Origin of the sequence: Pseudomonas sp. xss_4, from assembly GCF_043104125.1 — a bacterium.
Lineage (GTDB): Bacteria > Pseudomonadota > Gammaproteobacteria > Pseudomonadales > Pseudomonadaceae > Aquipseudomonas > Aquipseudomonas parafulva_B.
The window spans coordinates 95,348-118,172 of sequence record NZ_JBICKJ010000089.1 but is presented as its reverse complement, the minus strand read 5'-3'; the positions used below and the strand labels follow the sequence as shown (position 1 = coordinate 118,172).

Here is a 22,825-nt window from a genome sequence, read left to right as displayed (position 1 = left end):
GAACACCGGGCCGCCCACGGGCGGGCTGCAGCGCAGCCCAGGGCCTCAGTTGCCTTTCACGGCGTAATCAGGGCGCTTGTCATTGCCTGGGATGAAGGGGCTCCAGGGTTGGGCCCGCAGCGGTTGCTCGGTTTCCCACACCACGCTGAACTGCCCATCGTCCTGGATCTCGCCGATCATCACTGGCTTGTGCAGGTGGTGATTGGTTTTGTCCATGGTCAGGGTGTAGCCCGAAGGGGCCTTGAAGGTCTGCCCGGCCAGCGCTTCGCGCACCTTGTCCACATCGGTGGATTTGGCTTTTTCCGCCGCCTGCGCCCACATGTGAATGCCCACATAGGTGGCTTCCATTGGATCGTTAGTCACCGCCTTGTCGGCGCCAGGCAGGCCTTTGGCCTTGGCATAGGCCTTCCAATCAGCGACGAACTTCTGGTTGACCGGGTTATCCACCGACTCGAAGTAGTTCCAGGCGGCCAGATGGCCCACCAACGGCTTGGTGTCGATACCCCGCAGCTCCTCTTCGCCCACCGAGAACGCCACGACCGGCACATCGGTCGCTTTCAAGCCCTGGTTGGCCAGCTCTTTGTAGAAGGGCACATTGGAGTCGCCGTTGACCGTGGAAATTACCGCCGTCTTCGCCCCGGCCGAGAACTTCTTGATGTTGGCGACGATGGTCTGGTAGTCGGCGTGGCCGAACGGCGTGTAGACCTCCTCGATGTCCTTGTCGGCTACGCCCTTGCTGTGCAGGAACGCGCGCAGAATCTTGTTGGTGGTGCGCGGGTAGACGTAGTCGGTGCCCAGCAGGAAGAAGCGCTTGGCGCCGCCGCCGTCCTCGCTCATCAGGTATTCCACCGCCGGAATCGCCTGCTGGTTGGGCGCAGCGCCGGTGTAGAAGACGTTCGGCGACATCTCTTCGCCTTCGTATTGCACCGGGTAGAACAGCAGACCGTTGAGCTCCTCGAATACCGGCAATACCGATTTGCGCGACACCGACGTCCAGCAACCGAACACCACCGCGACCTTGTCCTGGGTCAGCAACTGGCGGCTTTTTTCGGCGAACAGCGGCCAGTTGGACGCCGGGTCCACCACCACCGGCTCCAGCATCTTGCCGTTCACCCCACCTTTGGCGTTGATCTCATCGATGGTCATCAAGGCCATGTCCTTGAGCGACGTCTCGGAAATGGCCATGGTCCCGGACAGCGAATGCAGGATGCCGACCTTGATGGTCTCGGCTGCCTGGAGGCTCCAGCTAAGGCCCATCGCCGCCATCGAGGCGCTGAGGGTGAAGGCCTTGATCAGACTGCGTCGCTTCATGTGCTCTCTCCGCTGAGATCGGGTAGTGGTAATCAGTGGAGAGATTGCAAAGGCTGTGCCTGACGACGGCGCACGCTTGGTAGAGCGGTTGTGCAAGGAATCGGAGCGCAATCGAGAGCCAGGTTGGTGCCTGTCGACCTAGCCTGCACAGGAATGGAGCTGACGGTGAACATTTTTGACACATAATCGGCACTTGAGTACCGTGCCGCATCGCAGTAGTTTCTGCGTTCGGGATTGGCGTCCCGCTGTCAGAACCGGGCACATCGCACCTGCGATAGCGTGTCCTGCATGGTTGCACCCGTTATGGGCGGATCCGTGTGTGGGAGCCTTCGGGCTCACCGGAACTTCTGACCGGTAACGCCAACCCGCACGGCTCCGTCCACCCATATTGGCGTATGGGCACGGAGATACACTTCAGAAGGCTTCAGGAGTAGCACTATGCTCAAGAAGATCGTCCCAGATCCACCCCGCACATCTCGTTCCGTGACCGCCTGTGCCGATTTCGGCACCTGCAATCAGGCTCATGATCCAATACTGTCGGTTCAGGCTGGAATCGATAGCGAGGACGCACTTGTGTGCGCTGTGGCCGCGCTGAAAGCGGCTTATGAAACCAATGCCGCAGCACTGGAAAGGGTGGGGGAGCCGCTTCGTAGTTTGCTGACCGCGACGGAAAACTCGCTGGAGAAAGGTTTGGCCCTGACCGAGGCAGTGCTCAAGGGGTTGGAGCAAGGCTGAAGCAGTCCGGCTGTTGTGCGCCCATTCGCCAGTTCTGCCTGAGAATGGGCTGCACAGTTTCCTGATCAGTTGCTCGACGACCCACGTACAGCCGAACGCGGCTGGCGCCGGCTCCGCACGAACTGGTAGGTGACCGCCAGGATCACAAACCAGATCGGCGTCACCACCAGCGCCGAGCGGGTGTCGGCTTCAAGGCTCAGCAGCACCAGGATGCCGGCGAAGAACGCCAGGCATACGTAGCACATCAAGCGCCCGCCAGGCATCTTGTAGATCGACTGCTCGTGCAACGCCGCGCGCTGCTTGCGGTAGCTCAGGTACGACAGCAGTATCAACGTCCAGACGAACATGAACAGCACCGCCGATACCGTGGTGACCAGGGTGAAGGCTTCGATCACGTTCGGGACCAGGTAGATCAGCACCGCGCCGAGCAGCAGGCACAGGCAGGAGAAGTACAGGCCGTTGGCCGGCACAGCGCGACGGGACAACCTCTCGAACGCTTTGGGCGCATCGCCTTCCTGGGCCAGGCCGAACAGCATGCGGCTGGTGGAGAACACCCCGCTGTTGGCAGACGAGGCCGCCGAGGTGAGCACCACGAAATTGATGATGCTCGCCGCCGCTGGCAGGCCAGCCAGTACGAACAGCTCAACGAACGGGCTTTTGCCCGGGACCACGTCGCGCCAGGGGGTCACGGCCATGATCGCGATCAGTGCCAGTACATAGAACACGATGATGCGGATCGGGATCGAGTTGATCGCCCTGGGCAGCGTGCGCTCCGGGTTTTTGGCTTCGGCTGCCGTGGTGCCGACCAGCTCGATACCCACGAAGGCGAAGACCGCGATCTGGAACCCGGCGAAAAAGCCCATCATGCCGTGGGGGAACATGCCGCCGTCATTCCACAGGTTGGCCAGTTGAGCCGTGCGTCCGCTGGGGGAGGTAAAGCCGGTGATGACCATGTACAGGCCGGTGACCACCAGGCCCAGGATGGCAATGATCTTGATCAGGGCAAACCAGAACTCCATTTCGCCGAACAGCTTGACCGTGACCAGGTTCAGCGAAAGCAGCACGGCCACGCAGGTGAGCGCCGGTATCCACTGAGGCAGGTCGGGAAACCAGAACTGGGTATAAGCCGCAATGGCTACCACGTCGGCGATGCCGGTGACCACCCAGCAGAACCAGTAGGTCCAGCCGGTGAAGTAGCCCGCCCAGGGACCGAGCAGGTCGGCGGAAAAGTCGATGAACGACTTGTAGTTCAGGTTCGACAGCAGCAGTTCGCCCATTGCGCGCATGACGAAGAACAGCATGAAGCCGATGATCATGTAGACGAAGATGATCGAAGGCCCAGCCAGGCTGATGGTCTTGCCCGAGCCCATGAACAGACCGGTGCCGATGGCGCCGCCAATGGCAATGAGCTGGATGTGTCGGTTGGTGAGGTTGCGTTGCAGGTGTTGGTCGTCGGGTGGAGTCGGCGCAGTTTGCGTCATAGGCTGCATTCCCTTGTAGAGGTCAGTCGCATTGGCTGACGTAGCCGGCTAGGCTATCACGCACTGCAAAGGTGCGGGCGTGACAGATCGACACGATATCGCGAGTGCAGGGCGCTTTAGAAATGATCGGGGTCAAGCGTCGGCTCTTTAGAGGATGAACCTGCGCCCACAGGCAGAGGCGTGAAACGCTCGGCGGGCCGTTCGGCTCGCCTGAGGTTTCACGCCGCCTACCGAGCCGCTATGCCTGCGCCGCCACCCTTGCCCGCCGTATCATCATGTTGTCGAGCACCCACATCAGCATCATCGACACCCCCACCAGCGGGAAGACAAGCCCCAATGCCAGCATCACCACCACGGCCGTCTTCCAGCGCGGCAGGTCGTGGCGCAAGGGGGGAACGCCCAGGCCGCCTTCGGGCCGACGTTTCCACCACATCACCAGGCCACTGACCGAACCCAGCAGAATCATCAGGCACACCAGCGCAATGACGATCTGGTTCAGCGGGCCGAACATCTTGCCCTCGTGCAGCATGACCCCAAGTTCCGTGGCGCGGGCCACAGGGCTGTAGTCCTGCCAGCGCACGTCGGCCAGCACCTTACCGGTGTACTGGTCCACATGCAGGGTGGCGTCGTTGCGTGGGTCGTCGGCGAATACCGCGACGGTGAATACGCCGTCGGCCGTGGTTGGCCAGGTGATGCTGTAGCCCGGCTCCACCTGCCGCGCAGTGGCGATGTCTTCGACCTGTTGCACGCTCACATTCGGTGCGGCCGGTTGGCTGGACATTGTGTGATGCCCGGCATGCTCGGCATGGGCGCCAGATTGAGGCATCGGCGTGTTCTCCATGGCCCAGGGCACGGTCTGGCGGTGAGCATGGTTGAGCTCGCGCGCCTGCTGGTCCGACTTCGGCACATCGTTCCACATCGCTACCGGAAAGCGGTTCCACAGGTCGGCATATTGCTTGCCCCAGAACCCAGTCCAGGTCATGCCGCTGAGCAGCATCAACAACAACAGCGCCGAACCCCAGAACCCACTGACCGCATGCAGGTCGCGCCAGAACAGCCGGCCTCGGGCGGCCAGGCGCGGCCACAGCACGCCTGCGCCCAGGCGCCCGCGAGGCCACCACAGGTACAGGCCCGAAATCACCAGCACGATGCCCCAGCCTGCGGCCAGTTCCACCAGGCGATCGCCCAGGGTGCCCACCATCAATTCGCCGTGCAGGGCGCGGGCGATGGCCTGCAGATTGCGCTTGCCGTCCTGCTCGCCGAGGATCTTGCCGCTGTACGGGTCGACGAACACGTTCAGCTCGCGGCCCTCTTCGTGCACCACGAACTGCGCACTGCGCTGCGCGTTCAGCGGCGGCAGGTACTGGCCCACATGGCCTTTGGGGTGCGCCTTGCGCACTTCGGCCAGCATCACATCGGCCCCTTGGCGATGATGGCCGGCCTCAACCACCATCAGGTCGCGGTACAGCCATGGATCGAGCTGCGGCTTGAACAGGTATACCAGCCCGGTAAGGGCCAGCAGGATCATGAAGGGGGCCACGAACAGCCCTGCATAGAAATGCCAACGCCAGGCCAGGTTGTAGAATGAAACGCGTGTTCCTCTCATGGGAACCTCCAGGTAAACCCGCACAGGGCGCGGTCACTGCCGCGCCCGCGGTGGATGTCAGAAGCTGAAATCGACTTTGGTCCAGACGCTCCGGCCGGGCTCATTGACCGGTTGAGGATCGCTGGCCGGGTAGCCGAAACCGGCATTGCCCGCCAGGTTCAGGTGTTCGGCGTAGGTCTTGTCGAACAGATTGTCGACCCCTGCACTGAGTTTCAGATTTTTGCTCACCTTGTACGCGCCGTTGAGCGAGAACACCCCAAAACCTGCACTGGCGTCATAGTCTTTGCCAACCACATTGCCCTGGTTGCGGGCGATGCGGTTCTGCGCTGCGACCAGCCGCCAGAGCGCGCCTGCGCTCCATGCATCGCGGCTGTAGGTCAGGCCCAGGCGGCTTTCCAAGGGCGGCATCTGGGGCAGCGCCTTGCCATCGCTGCTGTTCTTGCCCCAGGCGTAGGCCAGTGTGGCATCGGCCTTCCAGGTATCGCTCAGCGAGTAGGCCGCACCCACTTCGCCACCCATGATGCGGGCGTCGATGTTCTGCGCCTTCGAAGTCGCCATGCCCATCATGCCAGTGCGGTAGTCGAACAGGATGTAGTCGCGGATCTGCCCGACATAACCCGAAGCCCAGGCTTCCAACCGTTCGCTGCGGTACTGGACACCGAAGTCGAGCTGCGTCGTCTTCTCGGGCTCGATGCCGTCGAAGGCATTGACCGACCCGGTGGGCGCTGTTTTAGGCGAAAACAGCTCCCAGTAGTCCGGGAAACGCTGGGCGTGCCCAAGGCCGATGTAGGCCGTTGCCGGCAGGGCTGCCATGTCGTGTTCATAGCGCACGAAGCCGCTGGGCAGCGTGTCGGCGCGGGTGTCGTTGCGGGTCGGGCTGGCCTGGCGCAGATCCCGCGCCGACGCGCGGTCCAGGCGGGCGCCGGTGATGACCCGGTCGTCGCCGCTGAGCGACCAGGTCAGCTCGCCGAACACGCCGTAGTTGTGAAAATCGGCATCCTTGGTCCAGGCCTGGCCTTTGTGCGCATCCACGCCCATGCCGCCGCGCTGGCGATGCGCGTTGGTCTGTGCGTCGATACCGCTGATCAGCTGTACATCGGCCCAGCGCCAGGTCGCCTTGAGGCGTGCACCCATCGTGCGGCGGTCGACATTGCTGACCATCGGCATGCCCATCATGCCGCTGCCAGAGGGTGTGCGCAGGCTGTAGTTGTCCATCACATGGTCGGCATAGTTGTAATAGGCCTGGGCTTCGATCTTGTCGAGCACCTCGCCGAGGTTGGATTTTTCAAAGCGCAGGCCCAGGCTTTCACGCTTGAACTGCGAACCGTCCATGCCCCGACCGGCATAGCGCGCCTCCCCATCACCCTTGCCGGCGGTGAGTTCGAGCAACGTATCGGCATCGGGCGTCCAGCCCAGGGCGACATCGCCGTTCCATTTTTCCCAGCGCGACGGCACTGAATCGCCAGCCCCGTCATGGTAGTCACCGGCACGCGACTGATTGCCGACGAAACGGGCATAGGCCTGACTGTTGCCGACAGCAGCGTCCAGCACCTTGTCGAAGCGGCCGTTGGTGCCGGTGAGCAGGCTGGCATTGACGCGGCTGCCAAGGGTGCCGAATGCCTCGGGGTCACGCTCGAACAAGACGGTGCCTGCCGAACCGCCCGGCCCCCAGATCACGCTCTGCGGGCCCTTGATCACGGTCAGTCGGTCGTAGGTTTCCGGGGCGATGTAGGCGGTTGGGGCATCCATGCGGTTGGGGCAGGCGCCCAGCATCAGCCCACCATTGGTGAGGATGTTCAGCCGCGAGCCGAACATGCCGCGCAGTACCGGGTCGCCGTTGGTGCCGCCGGCACGAATGGCCGAAAAACCGGGAATGGTTTTCAGGTAATCGGCACCGTCACTGGCCGGCACGGGCTGGCGAGGGTCCTTGGGGTTGGTGACCACGGTCAGTGGCGAGCTGGGGGCGATGGCGGTGATGACCGTAGGGCCGAGCTCAGGTGCAGCGGATGAATGGCCAACGTGGCCTGGGTCTGCCGCCAGTGCGACAGGGGTCAGCAACGAGCCACACAGAGCGGCAATGGTCCCGCGCAGGGACAAAAGAGGGGTGCAGCCGGACATAATGATTCCAGTCGATCAGTCGTGAGAAAACGCGAAGCGTTCAGGCTTCGTGCGCTAATGGGTCAAACACTGATCGAAACGGGCGGTGCGCGGCTGCGGGCGCCGGGGAAAACGGCCTGCCTGGCATGCCCGTGGCGCGTGGCAGGCTGAAGATGGACCTGAGGCAGGGCGGCTGCCAGGTTGAGGGGGCTGAGCGCCTGGGGCACTGCAGGGCAGTTGAACAGCAGGCTGCAGTAGCCGCACTTCTCCCACATCACATGAAGCTGGCCGTCCTGGCTCGGGCCGTGATGAGCGTCGCCATGCTGATGAGCAGCCGGCATCGGCATGTCCATTGGCATGGTCATGCCGGCGCCATGGTGATCCATGGGCATCGACTGGGAAACCAGCGGCCCGATGAAAATCATCCACATGGCGAACAGGCTCAGCCATCCGCCACCGGCGCGCCTGCGATCAGGGCGGGTGGTACGGGACTGGCGGTGTGGCGACGAGCGCATCACGCCCTGTCAGCGGCAGTCAGTGCTGATGAGCCTGCGGCTGGCCAGTCGGCGGTGCTTTCTGCACAGCCACTTGCACGGTGATGGGGCCGGCTTTCTCGAAGCGAAGGGTCAGCGGGAAGCGCTGGCCATCGGTCAGCAGGCTGCGATCCTTGGGCTGCATGAGCATCACATGGTAAGCGCTGGGTGCAAACACCAAATCCTTGCCTGCGGGCACTACCACGTTTGGCACTTGCTGCATGCGCATGGCACCGGCCGCGCTCATGGCGTGCTCGTGCAACTGGGTGTCATCGCTGATGGGGGACTCGGCGCTCAGCAGGCGGTCATCGGTGTTGCCATTGTTGTGCACCACGAAATACGCGGCGACGTTGGGGGCATTGGGCGGCAGCTGCAACGACCAGGGATGGGCGATATGCAGGTCGCCCACGGTGTATTCGTGAGCATGGGCGAAAGCGGCGGGCAGCAGGAGGGCGGCCACGGCAAGGGCGTGCTTGAGCATGATGAATGTCCCGATGGAATGAGGTTCAGGCAGGCGGCGTGAGACACTCAGGCAAGCGGGGAGGCACGGGGGTTGAGCGCGGGCCTGAGCTGGCGCGGCGTGGGCGTGGGTGGCGCATCCAGCGACAGTGGGCCGGCAAGACGTGCAGGCGAGGCATGCAGCTGTAACGCTTGTCCGCCCAATGGTAGTGGCGGCGCGGCACCCAGGCAGCACCAGCAGTGCATTGTGCTGGCGCTGTCATCGCTTTGCGGGCCCAGGTCGATCTTGGCCAGGGCCTGCACATCGACCTTTGCCTTGTTGGCCATGCTGGAACAGAACGCCCCCCATAGCAGTTGCTCTGCCGGGCCTTTGGGCGCAGCAGAGGACAACGGCATGGCCAGCAGGTTGAACAGCACCGCTAGGCAGGCTATCCAGGCAATGTGCCGACGTGGGGGCATGGAGAGATCCGGTCAGGAATCGTGGTGACTATTGTACGGCCGAGTATAAGCAAATTTGGCGGGGTGCGGTGACGTGACGCAGGTGGCGTGCCTGGCCGCTGGCTTCGGGATGCCCTGGCACCGCGAAGCCGTTCAGGTTCAGGCCTTGTTACGGCCCATCAGGCCGCGTACGGTTTCCTGCAGGTCGGCCGGCAGTACCACCACCTTGGCGTTATTGCTGCTCGCCAGGTTTTCCATGGCCCCGACGTAACGCTCACCGAGCAGGTACATGGCCGGGACGGTTTCGTTGCCGACCGCGTCCTTGACCAGCGAGATGGCCCGCGCCGAGGCTTCGGCCAGGCTGATCTGCGCCTCGGCATCCAGCCGGGCGGCCTGCAGGCGCGCTTCGGCTTCGAGTACTGCCGCCTGCTTGGCGCCTTCGGCACGGGTGACGTCGGCCTTGCGCTCCCGCTCGGCGGCCGCCTGGCGTTCCATGGCCAGTTGCATGTTCTGGGACGGCTTGATGTCCTGGATTTCCACCGAGCGCACGGTCACGCCCCAGTCCTCGGTCTGCTCGGACATGGCCTCGCGCAGGCGCGCCTTGATTTGCTCGCGGCTGGAAAGGGCTTCGTCCAGGTCCATGGCGCCGACGATGGCGCGCAGGGACGTCATGGTCAGGCTGGTGACGGCAAATGCGTAGTCCTGCACGCCATAAGACGCCTTCTGCGGGTCAACGACCTTGGCAAAGCACAGGGCGTTGGCGACGATGACGGCGTTGTCGCGGGTGATGATTTCCTGTTCCTGCACATCGAGGATGATGTCCTTGGTCGGCAGGCGATAGGCAACCACGTCCATGTAGGGGATGACGACGTTGAGGCCAGGCTTGAGGGTGGTGTGGTAGCGGCCCAGGCGCTCGACGATCCATTCCTCACCCTGGGGGACGATGCGTACCCCCTTGAACACGGTGATCAGGACGAACAGGGCGATGGCGCCGACGACGATGAGGCTGGTCATGATGGCAAATTCCTTTTTTACGGATTCAGGCCCGGATGACGCGGGCGGTATTTCCTTCGACGGCGATCAGGCGTACCCGCTCGCCGGCCGGGATGGTGGTATCGGCAATGCAGGTCCACTCCTCATTGCCCAGTACGGGCTTCTGGAAGCGCACCCGGCCTTTCTGGAATTCGGACACACCTGTGGTCAGCAAGCCGACCTCGCCGATCACGCTGGCGGCGGTCCAGCGCTCATCCGGCTGCTTACGGCGAAACACCTTGAACCACAGCAGGGTAGTCAGCGATGAAAGCACGACCCAGAGCAACCCTTGCATGTCCAGCTCCAGGCCTGGAAACGCCAGGGAGGCCAAGGCCACCAGCACGGCACCGATACCGAACCAGAGGATGAAGAACGTGGGCAAGACCAGTTCGAGCAACATCAGCGCGATGCCGAACACCAACCAGATCCACCATTGCAGTTCCATATCAGGCACGTCTTCCGAGGGGGGGCGCCCGAGTTTAAGGCAGGACTGCGACACATGGCCACTTGCAGGCGCTCGGAAAATGCCCAAAGGGGTGTAGGAGCTCAACCCCCCCTAGGCGCTATGCAAGGGGGCTTTCGTCACATAGCGAACAAAGCCGCCACCAGTTCCGGCAGGGCATGGAACGTCCGATCGGCAATCGGCAATGTCGGTCGCTTGAGAATGAACACCGGCAGGCCTAGCTCACGGGCTACTTCCAGCTTGGGTTCGGTGGCGACGCTGCCGCTGTTCTTGCTGACCAGAACGTCGATGCGCCGGTCGGTGAACAGCGCACGCTCCTGGTCCAGGTCGAAAGGCCCGCGAGCACCGATCACCTCGCAGCGCGCATTGCCAGGACAGGCCTGCAGGGCGCGCAATGTCCAGAACTGGCCATCCGGGATGGCGTCCAGGTGCTGCAGGGGTTCCCGGCCCAGGGTGAACAGCGGTCGGGCATAGGGCCCAATGCCCTGCATCAGCGCCGGCCAGTCTTCGACTTCGCGCCAGTCATCCCCCGCCTGTGCCTGCCAGGCCGGACGGTGCAGGGCCCAGCAAGGGATCCCGACACGCTGCGCGGCGCTGGCCGCGTTGGCGCTGATACGGGCGGCGTAGGGGTGGGTGGCATCGACCAGCAGCGTGATGCCGTTTTCATAAAGGTACTGGGCCAGCCCAGCGGCCCCCCCGAAGCCGCCCACGCGTACCTGGCACTGCAGGTCGTCGGGCACCCGGCCGACGCCGGCCAGGCTGTAGATGTGGTCCGGGCCCAGCAGGCGTGCGATGGCCAGCGCCTCGGTAATGCCGCCGAGCAGCAGAATGCGCGCCTTCATGGCTGGCCCGCTCGACCGACGATGCCGCCCTGGCGGTCGATGGCGACCACCTCGACGTTCACTTGGGCAGGCACGACGCTGCGGGCGAAGGCCAGGGCATGCTGGCACACGGCATCGCCCAATTGGACACCGGCGCTGTGGGCCAACGCCAGGGCCTGCTGGCTGGTGTTGGCGGCCACGATGGCAGCCTGAAGCGCCGGATCGGCCCCGCCTGCTGCGGCCCAGCCCGCCAATTGCGGCAGGTCGATGCTCGAATGACGGCTGTGCAGGTCCATGTGCCCGGCGGCCAGCTTGCTGATCTTGCCGAAGCCCCCGCACAGGGTCAGGCGTGAAACCGGCACCTTGCGCAGGTGCTTGAGCACCGCCCCAACGAAGTCGCCCATCTCGATCAGGGCGATTTCCGGCAGCCCGTAGACACGGCGCATGGTGTCCTCGCTGGCGTTGCCGGTGCACGCGGCAATGTGGGTGTAGCCGTTGGTGTGCGCCACGTCGATACCTTGATGAATGGAGGCAATGTAGGCTGCGCAGGAGAAGGGGCGCACAATACCGCTGGTGCCCAGGATCGACAGGCCGCCGAGGATGCCCAGGCGTGGGTTCATGGTCTTGAGCGCCAAGGCTTCACCGTCCCGCACGTTGAGGGTGACCTCGAACCCGCCGGTGTAGCCGCATTCGACGGCCAGGCCCTGCAGGTGGTCCGTGATCATACGCCGTGGCACCGGGTTGATGGCCGGCTCGCCCACGGCCAGGACCAGCCCAGGCCGGGTCACAGTGCCCACGCCTGTGCCTGCGACGAAGTGCACACCGGCCTGGGCACGCAGGCGCACCTGGCTGTACAGCAGTGCTCCATGGGTCACGTCCGGGTCGTCGCCGGCGTCCTTGAGCGTGCCTGCTTCGGCGTAATCGTCGACCAGGCGGCAGAACTCCAGGCGCATCTGCACCACCTTGCCCTTGGGCAGGGTGATGCTCACTGCGTCGCTGTCTGCACCGGTGAGCAGCAGACGCGCTGCCGCCAGGCTGGTCGCGGTGGCGCAACTGCCAGTGGTCAGGCCACTGCGCAGCGGGGCGGCCTGTTCGCGGGTTTCTTCACGCATCGGCCGACTTGACCACGTCGAGCAAGGTGATGGGCAGCGCCTGGCGCCAGGTATCGAACGCACCCAAGGGCTGGGCATGGGCAACATGAATGCGCGTCAGTTCGCCACCGTGCTGCGCCTTGAAGTGGGCCAGGGCCAGTTCGCTTTGCACCGTCACGGCGTTGGCCACCAGCCGACCGCCTGGGCGCAGGCTGGACCAGCAATGCGCCAGTACCCCTGGACGGGTGACCCCGCCACCAATGAACACCGCATGCGGCGGTTCCAACCCTTCCAGTGCCATGGGGGCCTTGCCGCGCACCAGGTGCAGGCCAGGTACGCCCAAGGCATCGCGGTTGTACTCGATCAACCCCTGACGGCCCTCGTCGGCCTCGATGGCCACGGCGCGGCATGCCGGGTGTGCACGCATCCATTCGATGCCGATCGAGCCGCAGCCCGCGCCCACGTCCCAGAGCAGCTGCCCGGGCTCGGGGGCCAGCCGGCCCAGGGTGATGGCGCGCACATCGCGCTTGGTCAGTTGGCCGTCGTGCCGGTAGGCGTCATCGGGCAGGCCTGCCAGGCGGTGCAGGCGAGGCGCTTCGGGCGCTGCCACGCATTCGATGGCCACCAGGTTGAGCGCAGCCGTTTGCCCGTGCTGCCACGTGGACGCCTGCCCGTGCAACTGGCCCTGGGCCTCGCCACCCAGGTGTTCGAAGACCCATAGGCGGCTGGGGCCGAAACCCCGTTCGCGTAACAACGCGGCAATGGCCGCCGGGCTGTCTCCATCGTTGCTCAGTACCAGCAGGCGCAGGCCGCCATGCAGGTGCGCGTTCAGCGCGGCCAGGGGCCTTGCCACCAGCGACACCACCTGTACGTCCTGCAGCGCCCACCCCAGGCGCGCAGCAGCCAGGGCGCACGAGGAGGGCATCGACAGCACCTGCATTTCATTGGCAGGCACTTGGCGCGCCAGGCTGGCGCCCACCCCATAGAACATCGGGTCGCCACTGGCCAGCACGCACACAGGCGAGCCGCGCAGCGCCAGTACCGGCGCTAGCGAGAAAGGGCTCGGCCAGTGCAGCCGTTCGCCGGTCACGCAACGCGGCAGCAGGGCCAGCTGGCGAGGGCTGCCGAAAATCCGTGTCCCACTGAGCAGCGCTCGGCGAGCCTGTTTGCCCAGACCGCTGAAACCGTCTTCGCCGATGCCTACTACTGTGAGCCAGGGTGCCATTGATACCTCTAGAGTTCGTGCGTGTGCAGCACGCCCAATTGTGCCTTTACCCGAAAGATGCTCGACCACCGGCTTTTCATGCGGGCGGCCAAAGCAGGCATAATACCGCGCCTTCTCCACTCAAGCGCAGTTTCACGGATTGCCGGATACCTCAGCGATGCCACCTCACGCTTCCTACAGTTCGCCTCGCCCCTCGGCTTGTCCGGGGTTGTGGCGTATCGTCAGCGCCCTGGATGGCGGCATTTGCCGGATCAAACTGCCGGGCGGGGTGTTGCTGGCCCAGCAGGCCGAGGCCGTCGCCAGCGCCGCCGAGCGCTTCGCAGGGGGGGTGATCGAGGCCACCAACCGGGGCAATCTGCAAATCCGTGGCGTCGGCCCTGATCACCAGGGCCTGGTGGCGGCGCTGCTTGCAGCTGGGCTGGGCCCGCGTGAAGCAGCCGGCGACGATGTTCGTAACCTGATGCTCAGCCCACTGGCCGGGCTTGACCCGGCGATGGTGCTGGACGTCAGGCCGCTGGGGGGGCAAATCCTCGACCTGCTCGAGGGCACGCCACGCTTTCACGCGTTATCGGCCAAGTTCGCCCTTCAGCTCGATGCCGGTGAACGCCTGGCCATGCTCGATCACCCGCACGACCTGTGGCTTTCGGTGCTTGAGCTTGAGCAGCAGCCTTGGCTCGCATTTGGCCTGGCCGGCAGCCTCGGGGAGAGTGACGTACTGGGTGCGGTGCCGTTCAGCCAGGGCTTGACCTTGGTACGCGCCGTGCTCGAACGTTTTCTGGACCTGGCCACCCCAATCCAGTCGCGCATGCGGCATGTGCTGCAGACCTACAAGGCTGCCGACTTCATCGGTGGGCTTGGCGTGGCGTTGCGCCAAGACCCCGCCGTGCTGGGCTGGCGCCGGCCGGTTCGCCCAGTGTCGTGGCTTGGGGCACTGGCTCAGCGGCGTGGGGTTGCGCTTGGCGTGGCACCGCCACTGGGGCGGCTCACCCCGGCCATGCTGCGTGAGGCGGCGCGTGTCGCGCGTGAACAGGGCGACAGCAGCCTGCGCTTGACCCCCTGGCAGAGCCTGGTGCTGCCCAACCTGGCGCCCGGCGCCATCGACCAGGCGCAGCGCAGCCTGATGACGGTCGGGCTGCTCTGCCACGCGGCTGAGCCCTTTGCGCGCATCAGCGCCTGCACCGGCGCCAGCGGCTGTGCCAAGGCCTTGAGCGAGACGAAGGCCGACGCCGTGGCACTGGCCGCATTACTGGGGCCCGGAGCGCCTGCCAGCGTGCATCTTACTGGCTGCCCCCGGTCCTGTGCCCTGGCCCACACCGCCCCGGCCACACTGCTGGCCCGCGCGTCCGGGCGCTACGATCTTTACCAGCGTGACCCCCGCCTGCCGGGGTTCGGCGCCCTGCGCGCCACTGACATTACCTTGAATGAAGCAGGCGCCATGCTCGACCTGCCGACGGAGCACCTTGATGATTGACTACATCCGCGATGGTCAGGAGATCTATCGCAATTCCTTCCGGATCATTCGTGAGGAAGCCCGACTTGAGCGGATTCCCGCAGACCTCGAAAAGCTTGCGGTACGCGTGATCCATGCCTGCGGCATGGTCGATGCGATCGATGGCCTGCAATTCTCCGAGGGCGCCGGCCAGGCCGGCCGTCAGGCCCTGCTGCGTGGCGCGCCGATCCTGTGCGATGCGCACATGGTCGCCGAAGGCATCACCCGGGCACGACTGCCAGCGAACAACCCGGTCATCTGCACCTTGCGCGACCCGAGCGTACCGGACCTGGCCAAGGCCGCTGGCAATACCCGCTCCGCCGTTGCCCTGGAGCTGTGGCGCCCCCACCTGGAAGGCAGCGTAGTGGTGATCGGCAACGCGCCGACGGCGTTGTTCTACCTGCTGGAAATGCTCGACGCCGGTGCGCCGCGCCCAGCGCTCATCCTGGGGTTCCCCGTCGGCTTCGTTGGCGCTGCCGAATCCAAGGCCATGCTGGCGGCCGACAGCCGTGGCGTGCCCTTCGTGATCATGCAGGGGCGGCTGGGCGGTAGCGCCATGGCCGCCGCGGCCGTGAACGCCCTGGCCACGGAGGTGGAATGATGGCCCCGCGCGGACGCCTGATCGGCCTTGGCGTAGGGCCGGGCGACCCTGAACTGATCACGCTCAAGGCCCTGCGCCTGCTGCGCGAGTCGCCGGTGGTCGGCTACTTTGTCGCCAAGGGCAAGCGCGGTAACGCATTCGGCATCATCGAAGCGCACTTGCAACCCGAGCAGACGCTACTACCGCTGGTCTATCCGGTGACTACCGAAGCCTTGCCCGCGCCCCTGTCCTACGAGCAGGTGATCAGCGACTTCTACGACGAAGCCAGCGTCCAGGTGGCCGAACACCTGGACGCAGGGCGTGACGTGGCGGTGATCTGCGAGGGTGACCCGTTCTTCTATGGCTCCTACATGTACCTGCACGACCGCCTGGCCCAGCGCTATGAAGCGCAGGTGATTCCTGGCGTGTGCTCCATGCTCGGTGGGGCCTCGGTGCTGGGTGCACCGCTAGTCTATCGCAACCAGAGCCTTTCGGTGCTCTCTGGCGTCTTGCCGGCCGAAGACCTCAAGCGCCGCCTGGCCGACGCCGATGCGGCCGTCATCATGAAACTGGGGCGCAATTTTCCCAAGGTGCGGCAGGTGCTCGGTGAGCTGGGCCTGCACGAGCGTGCGCTGTATGTGGAACGCGCCACCATGGCCAACCAGAAAATCGTACCGCTGGACCAGGTCGACCCGCAGTCCTCGCCTTACTTTTCGCTGATCATCGTGCCGGGGGAAAAATGGCAGGGCTGAACACGCAGGTGGCACCGGCCATCGTCATCCTGGGGCAAGGCAGTCTGACCACCGCCCGTTGCCTTCAACAGATCTACGCCCAAGCCACAATTTACGGCCTGCAAGGGCGCGTCCAGGGGGCAGACCAGGATTACAGCACTTTTGGCGATCTGCTGCGCAGCCTTTACCAGCGTGGTACGCCGATCATCGCCTTGTGCGCCGCGGGGATCGTGATCCGCAGCCTGGCCAGCCTGTTGGGCGAGAAAGGTAGCGAGCCGCCTGTGCTTGCCGTGGCAGAAGACGGCAGCGCTGTGGTGCCCCTGCTCGGTGGCCTCAGTGGCGTCAACCAGATGGCACGCGACATCGCCGCTGCGCTGGGTGTGTCAGCGGCCATCACCACCAGCGGCGAGTTGCGCTTTGGTACGTGCCTGCTCAATCCGCCTCAGGGTTACGCCTTGGCGGATCTGGAACAAGGCAAGCGTTTCGTGTCCGACCTGCTGGCTGGAGAGCCGGTTCGCATCGAGGGTCAAGCGCCGTGGCTAGCGCAGGCTCAGTTGCCTGCCAGTGATGCCGCGCAGCGCACCATCCATGTGGGCCATTTGGCGCGCCCCGCCAGCCGAGACGAGCTGTTGATCCACCCCCGCTCCGTCGTGGTCGGTCTCGCCAGCGGCGATCTGCAGACGATTCGTGACGCGCTGCAGCAGGCCGGTATTGCGCAGGCATCGCTGGCCTGCGTGCTGGCCGATGAGCGGGCCATGACGGACACCCGGTTGCATGCCGCCGCGCAGGCGCTGGGTGTCGAATTGCGCTTTGCGGCAAGGCCCGACGATGTGGCTGGCATGGTGGGCGCTGCACTGCCCGAGGCGCGGTTGCAGTGCCAGGGTGAGGTGGTCATCGCCGTGGCACCTGCGCCGGTCGAGGTGACTCAGATTGGCCGTCGCCGTGGACGGCTGGCCGTCATCGGTCTGGGACCCGGTGCAGCGGAGCTGATGGTGCCAGCGGTCAAGGCTGAGCTGGCACGGGCCGAGGATGTGCTCGGCTACGAAACCTACGTACGAATGGCAGGCCCATTCCGGGACGATCAGGTGCTGCACTGCACCGACAACCGTGAGGAGATGCAGCGCGCCCGCCACGCATTCGAACTGGCCGCGCGGGGCCGTTCGGTGGTGGTGGTGTCATCGGGCGACCCAGGTGTATTCGCCATGGCCGCTGCGGTCCTTGAGGCGTTGCACGAGTCCACGAATCCTGACTGGCACGCTGTCGATCTGGAGATACTGCCTGGCGTATCGGCCTCGCTGGCAACGGCTGCACAGGCTGGCGCGCCGCTGGGGCATGACTTCTGTGTCATGTCGCTGTCGGACAATCTCAAACCCTGGTCGATCATCGAAAAACGGCTGGACCTCGCTGCCCAGGCCGATCTGGTGCTGGCCTTCTACAACCCGATTTCCAAAGCACGTCCTCACCAACTGGGGACCGCGCTGGACGTCGTGCGCCGGCACCGTGGTGCTGATACACCTGTAGTCCTTGGCCGTGACATTGGTAGGCCGGGGCAGACTTTGCGCGTCGTCTCTTTGGCCCAACTGGTGCCAGAAATGGTCGATATGCGCACCATGGTGCTGGTGGGCTCATCGACCACGTGCACCTTCGAGCGCCCGGACGGCGGGCAGTGGGTCTACACGCCGCGGTGGTATGGCGCAAAGCCCTGAAGTACGGAAGCTCGATCCGAGGGGGAAGCGTTTCGAGGCAGGATGAGCAGCGTCGAGCAGTTAGGTTCACGGCCGAAACCACCTGGTTTCGACCGGACCTAACTGGAGCCTTTGACATGACCACCAACAAAGAGAACCTTGAACTGCAAGTCCTGCCTGACATGAACCTGTTCGTGTTCCCGGACACCATGAGCGAGGTTAACCGTAGCGCGGCCAAGGCCTGCCACGCCCTTGCTACCCAGGGCGCCAATAGACAGCACCACCCGATCCAGGAAACCCAAGCCTGGTTCAACCAGTACGTGTTCCTGATGTCGAAGATGGGTTGGACACCCACGCGCGTTGATGTGCAGCGTATTACCCAGAGCGACAGGCACCTGGAAATCAGCAACCTGGTTGGCAAGGGGCTGCAGGCTGCCTGTGGCGCCTTTACCGGCGACGTGGCATCGGCGCTGGAAGGGTTGGGCAAGACCGTCATTTCCGCACTGGCTGCCAGCACCAAGAATGTCGAATTGCTGGATCGCAAATCCGTGGAGGATGACCGCAACAGCCTGAGCCTGAACAAGTGTGAGCAGACCGGTGCTGGCCAGGTCGCCATGATGGTGAGCGCAGTCCAGACCGATGCCAAGCCTGATAAGAAAGCCAACTACCTGTTGGCCAAATGGGAGAGCAGCGGCACCACCAACTACGCCTGCGGTGCCGTACTGAATCTCGATCAGCGCCAGTACGAGAAAGTACGCGCCGTGGTTGAAACCAAGCTCGACGACAACGCCCTGGAAGTGTTGCTGGCCCTCGAAATCTAACCTGTCGGTCTGACTCACCGGGGCCTTGGCTTCGGTGAGCCTGGAGGGTGCATCAATGGCAAATAACTACAGCGTGTGGCGCAATGGCAACAGTCTGGTGCTCGTCGACAAGACCATCAGCGAGTCTTGCAGGCACGATATGCTCAATATCCAGCTGGCGGCCTACCTGGCCGCGTGCAATGGCGGTGTCTCCGGGGCTGATGGTGACAGCTGGCTCAATGAATACATACGTGTGCAGAGCAGTTTCGGCTGCACGCTTGCTACGCTGCGGTCGCAAACCATATCCATGGTGCCGGTTGCCGCTTTCAAGCCTTGGGACATGCTTTGCGACAGTCTTCTTCAGGCTACGCCTCACCGTCTTCGCGAAGCTGTCGCGCAGTGTCTGGCAGCCTGCGCCAGCAGTGAAACACGCGATGACCGGACGGGGGAGCGCTGGGATCTTGGCGAACACCCTGGCGACACTGGTCTGAACTACGCGCATGCCGAGGTTCGGTTGGTGCTGCCTGAGTATTCCATCATCAGCACTCAACTGAACCTGGGGAGTCGAGAGCCTCTTGATTCTGATTGGCTCTGGCAACTGTTCGACCCTCAGGCGGTGCAGGTGTGCTGGCAGTTCCAGGGGCAATACTTGATCGATTCCAGGCGTATGAACCTCATCGGTCCGGGGCTGGCAAAAAAACTTCAGGGCAAGCTGGCCCATCACCGCAGCGAAATCAGCGTGCAGGAGCTCAACCATGACTAACACCGACGCATCATCTATCGCCGGCCAGCTGGTCCACAGCAGCGTGCTGGTCTTTCTGCCAGGCGTATGCCCGCAAGCACGTTCAGACATACTGTTGGCCAACGCCTTTGCGCAGCAGGTGGCATGGGGGGATTCGAAAGACGGTCTCGAACCTGACTGGTTCAGGAATTACTGGCGCAACCTCGCTGCCCTTGGCTTCGATGGCAAGCTGGCGCCAGTAGGGCGGCGGCCCGGGCCTGACCGAGGCAGCCTTGCTGCGCAGGCAGTCGAGCACATCAGCCAGGCGAGCTCTCCACGCCTGGCCGAAGCGGCCAACCAGGCGCTAGAGGCCCTACGTCGAGATGACAAGGCGCTGAGACTGTTCAGCGCACATTCGACCGTGGGCACTCAGGCGCGCGTGCAGTTGTTGCCCTGTGCTCAGCAGTCGAATGGTTTTATCGACATGGTGCTGCTGCACATGGATATCTCGATGAAGACAAGCACCAGCGATTTCCTGTTCATGGGCGCAAGCAACGGGATCAGTGTGAGAGACCTGCGACTGGAAGTGATCCATTTCAATCTGCAAGGGTTCCGTGAGGATTATCGGCGCAGGGCAGAGGCCAGTGTTGCGCGAACGGCCGAGCGTGTCATCAGGGATCTGGTGCTCTAGTTGCGCGGCCAACTGCCGTCAGGGCCCATGCCCTGATCAGCATTGGCCGGCTGTTGGCTGGACCAGTGTTGGATCAACTCTCGCAGTTGGGACAATTCGACGGGCTTGGCCATATGGCCGTCCATGCCGGCTTGCTTGGCGCGGTCCTTGTGCTCGGCGAGGATATGCGCGGTCAGTGCAACGACGGGCGTGCGCACGCGCTGGTTGGCGGCTTCCCATTCGCGCAGGCGCCTGGTTGCCGAGAAACCATCCAGAACCGGCATTTCGCAATCCATGAGCACCAGGTCATAGCGCTTGGCTTTCATCGCTTCAAGGGCTTCTTCGCCGTTGGAGGCAGTATCGGGCTGCAGGCTGAGCTTGCCGAGCATGCTGCGGATGACCTTGGTCGAAATGGTGTTGTCCTCTGCGACCAGCACGCTGAAATCTGGGGGCAGGTCGAGGGCCTGGGGCTGGCCTGGTGCAACAGCCGGCAGCGCCTGCTCGCGGCCGCGTTGAGCCAGTTCTTCGGCCAGCGTGGTCTTGAGCGTGTAGCCAGCGACCGGTTTGGCCAGTATCCGCTTGATCCCGGCATTACGGGCGATGATCTTGCTGGGGGCGTTGCTGATACCGGTCAGCATGACCACCAGGATGTCGTGATTGAGGCTGGGGTCTTCCTTGATCTTGGCGGCCAGTTGCATGCCGGTCATGCCGGGCATGTTCTGGTCCAGGAGCACCGCGTCGAAGTAATCGCGAAGGTGAGCCTTGGTACGCAGCAAAGCCAAGGCTTCCTTGCCTGAAGGCACTGCGCTGACATTCATGCCCCAGGCGCTGCACTGTTGGACCAGTACCTTGCGGCACGTGTCGTTGTCGTCCACCACCAGTACCCGCGCGTCGCGCAGCGGCCCGTCCAGGTCGGCCGGAGGTTGCTCGAGGCAGGCTGGGTCCAGCGGCAAGGTCAGCCACAAGGTATTGCCGGTGCCGGTGCTGCTCTTGATGCCAAACTCCCCATGCATCAGGCCAATCAGCTGCTTGGCGATTACAAGCCCCAGGTGGCCGCCCAGCCGATTGCTGGACAGGAAGTGCCTGCTGTGCAGTTCCGCCTGCAGCAGCGCCTTGCGATCGGCTGCCGGCAAGGGGTCGCCGCTGTCCTGTACCGCGATGCGCAAGCGGGGCACCTCGCCGCGCTGGTCCAGTGCAACGACAAGCAGAATTTCCCCCTGGTCGGTGTTTTTCAGCGCGTTTTCCATCAGGCTCGACAGCGCCTGGCGCAAGCGTGTGGGGTCGCCGCTGACCACACGGGGCACCTGGGGCTGGGTGAAGCTGATCAGCTCGATGTTCTGCTGCTCGGCCTTGGCCCGAAAGATGTTCGTGCAGTCTTCGATTAGCGCGTTGAGGTCGAACTGGACATCGTCGAGTTCGATCTGACGGGATTCGAGCTTGGAGATATCGAGTATCTCGTTGATCAACGTGAGCAGCTCGTTGCCCGCGCTGTGAATGGTCTGAACGTAATCGCGCTGTTTGACGGACAACGGCGTGCCCAGCAGCAGTTCGGTCATGCCCAGCACGCCGTTCATGGGGGTACGTATTTCGTGGCTGATCTTGGCCAGAAATTCGGCCTTGGCGTTGATTTCGGCGTCACTGGCTGCCAAGGCGCGGCTGACACTGAAGCGCTCCTCATTGATGCGTCGCAGCCGGTCGCTGACAGCCAGGTTCAATAGCAGCCCGCTCGCCACTGCCAGCCCCAACAGAATGCACAGCAACCAAGGCGTGGGGGTGCGTGTAAGCCCAAGCAGGGCAGGCAGCAGCACCAGCCCGCCAACGTTGAAGATGATCATCGCCAGACCGAACAAACGGGCGGGTGCGTAACCGCGGTACCAATGGTAGCTGCTGACCACCAGCATCGTGACACTGCCCAGTGCCATCAAGGCATAGGTCATGAGATTGAGCGGCAAGGTGTCGATGAACAGCAGCACGATCCCGCTCACCCCCACCAGCAGCATCTCGCCGCTCAACAGCCGGTTAAGGCGCGGCGAGTTGCGCGGTGCGAAGAAGCGCTGGGTGAAGTACAGCCCTGCCAGCCCTGCCAGGACCAGCGTAAGGTACGCCGCTGGCGTCTGGGCGCTGTACCACACATGCCACCATGGGCCGCTGAGGTTCAGCAGGATCAGGCCGCTGAGCAACATCAAGCCATGGTAGAACGCCAGGATCAGGGCAGTGCTCGAGCGGCTGTAGATGAAGCGAATCAGGTTATGCAGGATCAGCATCACCAGGCCACCGAACAGCATGCCGAACAGCAACGGCTGGGTCTGATTGGCGGCGGCGCGCGCAGCGGGCTCAAGGCTGATGGCCGGGCGCAGCTGGTGTTCCGATACCAGGCGCAGGTAGATATCCAGGCTTTGCTTGCTGTTAGGCAATGGCAGCACGTGGTCGCTGCCGCGCAATGTGGGGTTGGCACTGCCGGTTTGGCGGCCGTGATGCAGGTGGCGTATCAGCTTGTCGCCTTGCAGGGCGTATAGGTCCAGACCAGAAAGATCAGGCGCGAAGACGCGCAGCAGTTGTTCCTGCTCACCGGGCTCTAGGCGGTAATGCAGCCACAGGGCCTGGTCGGGGGGCGCCGCATCGAGTTCTGCCAGCTCCAGCGGGCTGAACTGGTTGCGATAACGGTCCGAGCGCACGTCGCTCAGTTGCAGGTTGCCTTGTTCGTCGAGCAGCAGGGCCCAGCCACTGTCATGCTCCGCCATCGCGGGGAACATGCAGATCAGGGTCAGCAAGCTGACGATCAACGCTGAGGCAATCCGGAGCCGGCGCACTACGAAATCCCTTCTTGGCCCATGTGCGGGGTGCTAACTATGCGCGG

21 protein-coding genes are annotated in these 22,825 nt (G+C 63.9%); 8 read left to right on the top strand and 13 right to left on the bottom strand.

Annotated features, from left to right (window positions below; all coding sequences use genetic code 11):
* Window positions 1-45 precede the first annotated feature (45 nt).
* The gene (urtA, locus tag ACF8GB_RS18955; protein ID WP_027915294.1) at window positions 46-1,311 is read right to left on the bottom strand and encodes an urea ABC transporter substrate-binding protein; all 1,266 of its coding nucleotides are present in this window, start codon (window positions 1,309-1,311) and stop codon (window positions 46-48) included.
* Between the two features lie 438 nt (window positions 1,312-1,749).
* Here urtA and ACF8GB_RS18950 point away from each other — a divergent pair, with 438 nt between their 5' ends.
* A complete protein-coding gene (locus ACF8GB_RS18950) occupies window positions 1,750-2,046 on the top strand; it encodes a hypothetical protein (protein WP_182140177.1) in 297 nt (98 codons plus the stop codon).
* Between the two features lie 65 nt (window positions 2,047-2,111).
* Here ACF8GB_RS18950 and cycA read toward each other — a convergent pair whose 3' ends face one another.
* From cycA to cbiE, 11 genes are all read right to left on the bottom strand, one after another.
* Window positions 2,112-3,527, bottom strand: a complete 1,416-nt coding sequence (gene cycA / locus ACF8GB_RS18945) for a D-serine/D-alanine/glycine transporter (protein ID WP_392527451.1) — start codon at window positions 3,525-3,527, stop codon at window positions 2,112-2,114.
* Window positions 3,528-3,765: 238 nt separating this feature from the next.
* Window positions 3,766-5,133: a PepSY-associated TM helix domain-containing protein gene (locus ACF8GB_RS18940; protein ID WP_392527450.1), complete on the bottom strand. Its 1,368-nt coding sequence runs from the start codon at window positions 5,131-5,133 to the stop codon at window positions 3,766-3,768.
* A gap of 57 nt (window positions 5,134-5,190) precedes the next feature.
* A complete protein-coding gene (locus tag ACF8GB_RS18935; RefSeq protein WP_392527449.1) occupies window positions 5,191-7,251 on the bottom strand; it encodes a TonB-dependent copper receptor in 2,061 nt (686 codons plus the stop codon).
* A 62-nt stretch (window positions 7,252-7,313) separates the two neighbouring features.
* Entirely contained in the window at window positions 7,314-7,745 is a 432-nt protein-coding gene (locus ACF8GB_RS18930; protein WP_078477924.1) for a DUF2946 domain-containing protein, read from the bottom strand.
* Between the two features lie 19 nt (window positions 7,746-7,764).
* A complete protein-coding gene (locus ACF8GB_RS18925; RefSeq protein ID WP_058603508.1) occupies window positions 7,765-8,244 on the bottom strand; it encodes a copper chaperone PCu(A)C in 480 nt (159 codons plus the stop codon).
* 47 nt (window positions 8,245-8,291) lie between these two features.
* Entirely contained in the window at window positions 8,292-8,681 is a 390-nt protein-coding gene (locus ACF8GB_RS18920) for a DUF2946 domain-containing protein (RefSeq protein WP_058603509.1), read from the bottom strand.
* A gap of 138 nt (window positions 8,682-8,819) precedes the next feature.
* Complete coding sequence (locus ACF8GB_RS18915) at window positions 8,820-9,674, bottom strand: SPFH domain-containing protein (RefSeq protein ID WP_058638228.1); 855 nt, start codon at window positions 9,672-9,674, stop codon at window positions 8,820-8,822.
* 25 nt (window positions 9,675-9,699) lie between these two features.
* The gene (locus ACF8GB_RS18910) at window positions 9,700-10,137 is read right to left on the bottom strand and encodes an NfeD family protein (protein ID WP_058638227.1); all 438 of its coding nucleotides are present in this window, start codon (window positions 10,135-10,137) and stop codon (window positions 9,700-9,702) included.
* 137 nt (window positions 10,138-10,274) lie between these two features.
* A complete protein-coding gene (locus ACF8GB_RS18905) occupies window positions 10,275-10,997 on the bottom strand; it encodes a cobalt-precorrin-6A reductase (RefSeq protein ID WP_078477925.1) in 723 nt (240 codons plus the stop codon).
* Window positions 10,994-12,088 (bottom strand): cobalt-precorrin-5B (C(1))-methyltransferase, encoded by a 1,095-nt coding sequence (locus tag ACF8GB_RS18900; protein WP_058638225.1) that lies wholly within the window; start codon window positions 12,086-12,088, stop codon window positions 10,994-10,996. The genes ACF8GB_RS18905 and ACF8GB_RS18900 overlap by 4 nt, the downstream gene beginning before the upstream one ends.
* A complete protein-coding gene (gene cbiE, locus ACF8GB_RS18895; protein WP_197844440.1) occupies window positions 12,081-13,292 on the bottom strand; it encodes a precorrin-6y C5,15-methyltransferase (decarboxylating) subunit CbiE in 1,212 nt (403 codons plus the stop codon). Before cbiE ends, ACF8GB_RS18900 begins: the two co-directional genes overlap by 8 nt.
* Before the next feature lie 157 nt (window positions 13,293-13,449).
* On the opposite strand from cbiE, the gene cobG reads away from it, so the two are divergent.
* From cobG to ACF8GB_RS18860, 7 genes are all read left to right on the top strand, one after another.
* Complete coding sequence (gene cobG / locus ACF8GB_RS18890) at window positions 13,450-14,763, top strand: precorrin-3B synthase (RefSeq protein ID WP_392527448.1); 1,314 nt, start codon at window positions 13,450-13,452, stop codon at window positions 14,761-14,763.
* Complete coding sequence (locus ACF8GB_RS18885) at window positions 14,756-15,382, top strand: precorrin-8X methylmutase (RefSeq protein ID WP_027915280.1); 627 nt, start codon at window positions 14,756-14,758, stop codon at window positions 15,380-15,382. The genes cobG and ACF8GB_RS18885 overlap by 8 nt, the downstream gene beginning before the upstream one ends.
* Entirely contained in the window at window positions 15,382-16,113 is a 732-nt protein-coding gene (locus ACF8GB_RS18880) for a precorrin-2 C(20)-methyltransferase (RefSeq protein ID WP_058603631.1), read from the top strand. Before ACF8GB_RS18885 ends, ACF8GB_RS18880 begins: the two co-directional genes overlap by 1 nt.
* A complete protein-coding gene (gene cobJ, locus ACF8GB_RS18875; protein ID WP_196126325.1) occupies window positions 16,101-17,798 on the top strand; it encodes a precorrin-3B C(17)-methyltransferase in 1,698 nt (565 codons plus the stop codon). The genes ACF8GB_RS18880 and cobJ overlap by 13 nt, the downstream gene beginning before the upstream one ends.
* 116 nt (window positions 17,799-17,914) lie before the next feature.
* Window positions 17,915-18,598 carry a hypothetical protein gene (locus ACF8GB_RS18870; protein ID WP_058638221.1) on the top strand — a complete coding sequence of 228 codons (684 nt, stop codon included), beginning with the start codon at window positions 17,915-17,917 and terminating at the stop codon, window positions 18,596-18,598.
* A 55-nt stretch (window positions 18,599-18,653) separates the two neighbouring features.
* Window positions 18,654-19,340, top strand: coding sequence for a hypothetical protein (locus tag ACF8GB_RS18865; RefSeq protein ID WP_196185794.1), 687 nt, complete (start codon window positions 18,654-18,656; stop codon window positions 19,338-19,340).
* Window positions 19,333-19,989, top strand: coding sequence for a hypothetical protein (locus ACF8GB_RS18860; RefSeq protein ID WP_145253628.1), 657 nt, complete (start codon window positions 19,333-19,335; stop codon window positions 19,987-19,989). The genes ACF8GB_RS18865 and ACF8GB_RS18860 overlap by 8 nt, the downstream gene beginning before the upstream one ends.
* On the opposite strand, the gene ACF8GB_RS18855 is transcribed toward ACF8GB_RS18860, so the two are convergent.
* Window positions 19,986-22,778, bottom strand: a complete 2,793-nt coding sequence (locus ACF8GB_RS18855) for a response regulator (RefSeq protein WP_392527447.1) — start codon at window positions 22,776-22,778, stop codon at window positions 19,986-19,988. The two genes, ACF8GB_RS18860 and ACF8GB_RS18855, sit on opposite strands and share 4 nt — an antisense overlap.
* Window positions 22,779-22,825 lie beyond the last annotated feature (47 nt).

What these genes read in the sequence shown, in the direction of transcription:
- ACF8GB_RS18865 (WP_196185794.1), top strand. Translation starts at nt 18,654, where the DNA reads ATGGCAAATAACTACAGCGTGTGGCGCAATGGCAACAGTCTGGTGCTC.
- ACF8GB_RS18950 (WP_182140177.1), top strand. Translation starts at nt 1,750, where the DNA reads ATGCTCAAGAAGATCGTCCCAGATCCACCCCGCACATCTCGTTCCGTG.
- ACF8GB_RS18940 (WP_392527450.1), bottom strand. Translation starts at nt 5,133, where the DNA reads ATGAGAGGAACACGCGTTTCATTCTACAACCTGGCCTGGCGTTGGCAT.
- urtA (WP_027915294.1), bottom strand. Translation starts at nt 1,311, where the DNA reads ATGAAGCGACGCAGTCTGATCAAGGCCTTCACCCTCAGCGCCTCGATG.
- cycA (WP_392527451.1), bottom strand. Translation starts at nt 3,527, where the DNA reads ATGACGCAAACTGCGCCGACTCCACCCGACGACCAACACCTGCAACGC.
- ACF8GB_RS18910 (WP_058638227.1), bottom strand. Translation starts at nt 10,137, where the DNA reads ATGGAACTGCAATGGTGGATCTGGTTGGTGTTCGGCATCGCGCTGATG.
- cbiE (WP_197844440.1), bottom strand. Translation starts at nt 13,292, where the DNA reads ATGGCACCCTGGCTCACAGTAGTAGGCATCGGCGAAGACGGTTTCAGC.
- ACF8GB_RS18925 (WP_058603508.1), bottom strand. Translation starts at nt 8,244, where the DNA reads ATGCTCAAGCACGCCCTTGCCGTGGCCGCCCTCCTGCTGCCCGCCGCT.
- ACF8GB_RS18920 (WP_058603509.1), bottom strand. Translation starts at nt 8,681, where the DNA reads ATGCCCCCACGTCGGCACATTGCCTGGATAGCCTGCCTAGCGGTGCTG.
- ACF8GB_RS18905 (WP_078477925.1), bottom strand. Translation starts at nt 10,997, where the DNA reads ATGAAGGCGCGCATTCTGCTGCTCGGCGGCATTACCGAGGCGCTGGCC.
- ACF8GB_RS18900 (WP_058638225.1), bottom strand. Translation starts at nt 12,088, where the DNA reads ATGCGTGAAGAAACCCGCGAACAGGCCGCCCCGCTGCGCAGTGGCCTG.
- cobG (WP_392527448.1), top strand. Translation starts at nt 13,450, where the DNA reads ATGCCACCTCACGCTTCCTACAGTTCGCCTCGCCCCTCGGCTTGTCCG.
- ACF8GB_RS18860 (WP_145253628.1), top strand. Translation starts at nt 19,333, where the DNA reads ATGACTAACACCGACGCATCATCTATCGCCGGCCAGCTGGTCCACAGC.
- ACF8GB_RS18915 (WP_058638228.1), bottom strand. Translation starts at nt 9,674, where the DNA reads ATGACCAGCCTCATCGTCGTCGGCGCCATCGCCCTGTTCGTCCTGATC.
- ACF8GB_RS18880 (WP_058603631.1), top strand. Translation starts at nt 15,382, where the DNA reads ATGGCCCCGCGCGGACGCCTGATCGGCCTTGGCGTAGGGCCGGGCGAC.
- ACF8GB_RS18935 (WP_392527449.1), bottom strand. Translation starts at nt 7,251, where the DNA reads ATGTCCGGCTGCACCCCTCTTTTGTCCCTGCGCGGGACCATTGCCGCT.
- ACF8GB_RS18930 (WP_078477924.1), bottom strand. Translation starts at nt 7,745, where the DNA reads ATGCGCTCGTCGCCACACCGCCAGTCCCGTACCACCCGCCCTGATCGC.
- ACF8GB_RS18885 (WP_027915280.1), top strand. Translation starts at nt 14,756, where the DNA reads ATGATTGACTACATCCGCGATGGTCAGGAGATCTATCGCAATTCCTTC.
- cobJ (WP_196126325.1), top strand. Translation starts at nt 16,101, where the DNA reads ATGGCAGGGCTGAACACGCAGGTGGCACCGGCCATCGTCATCCTGGGG.
- ACF8GB_RS18870 (WP_058638221.1), top strand. Translation starts at nt 17,915, where the DNA reads ATGACCACCAACAAAGAGAACCTTGAACTGCAAGTCCTGCCTGACATG.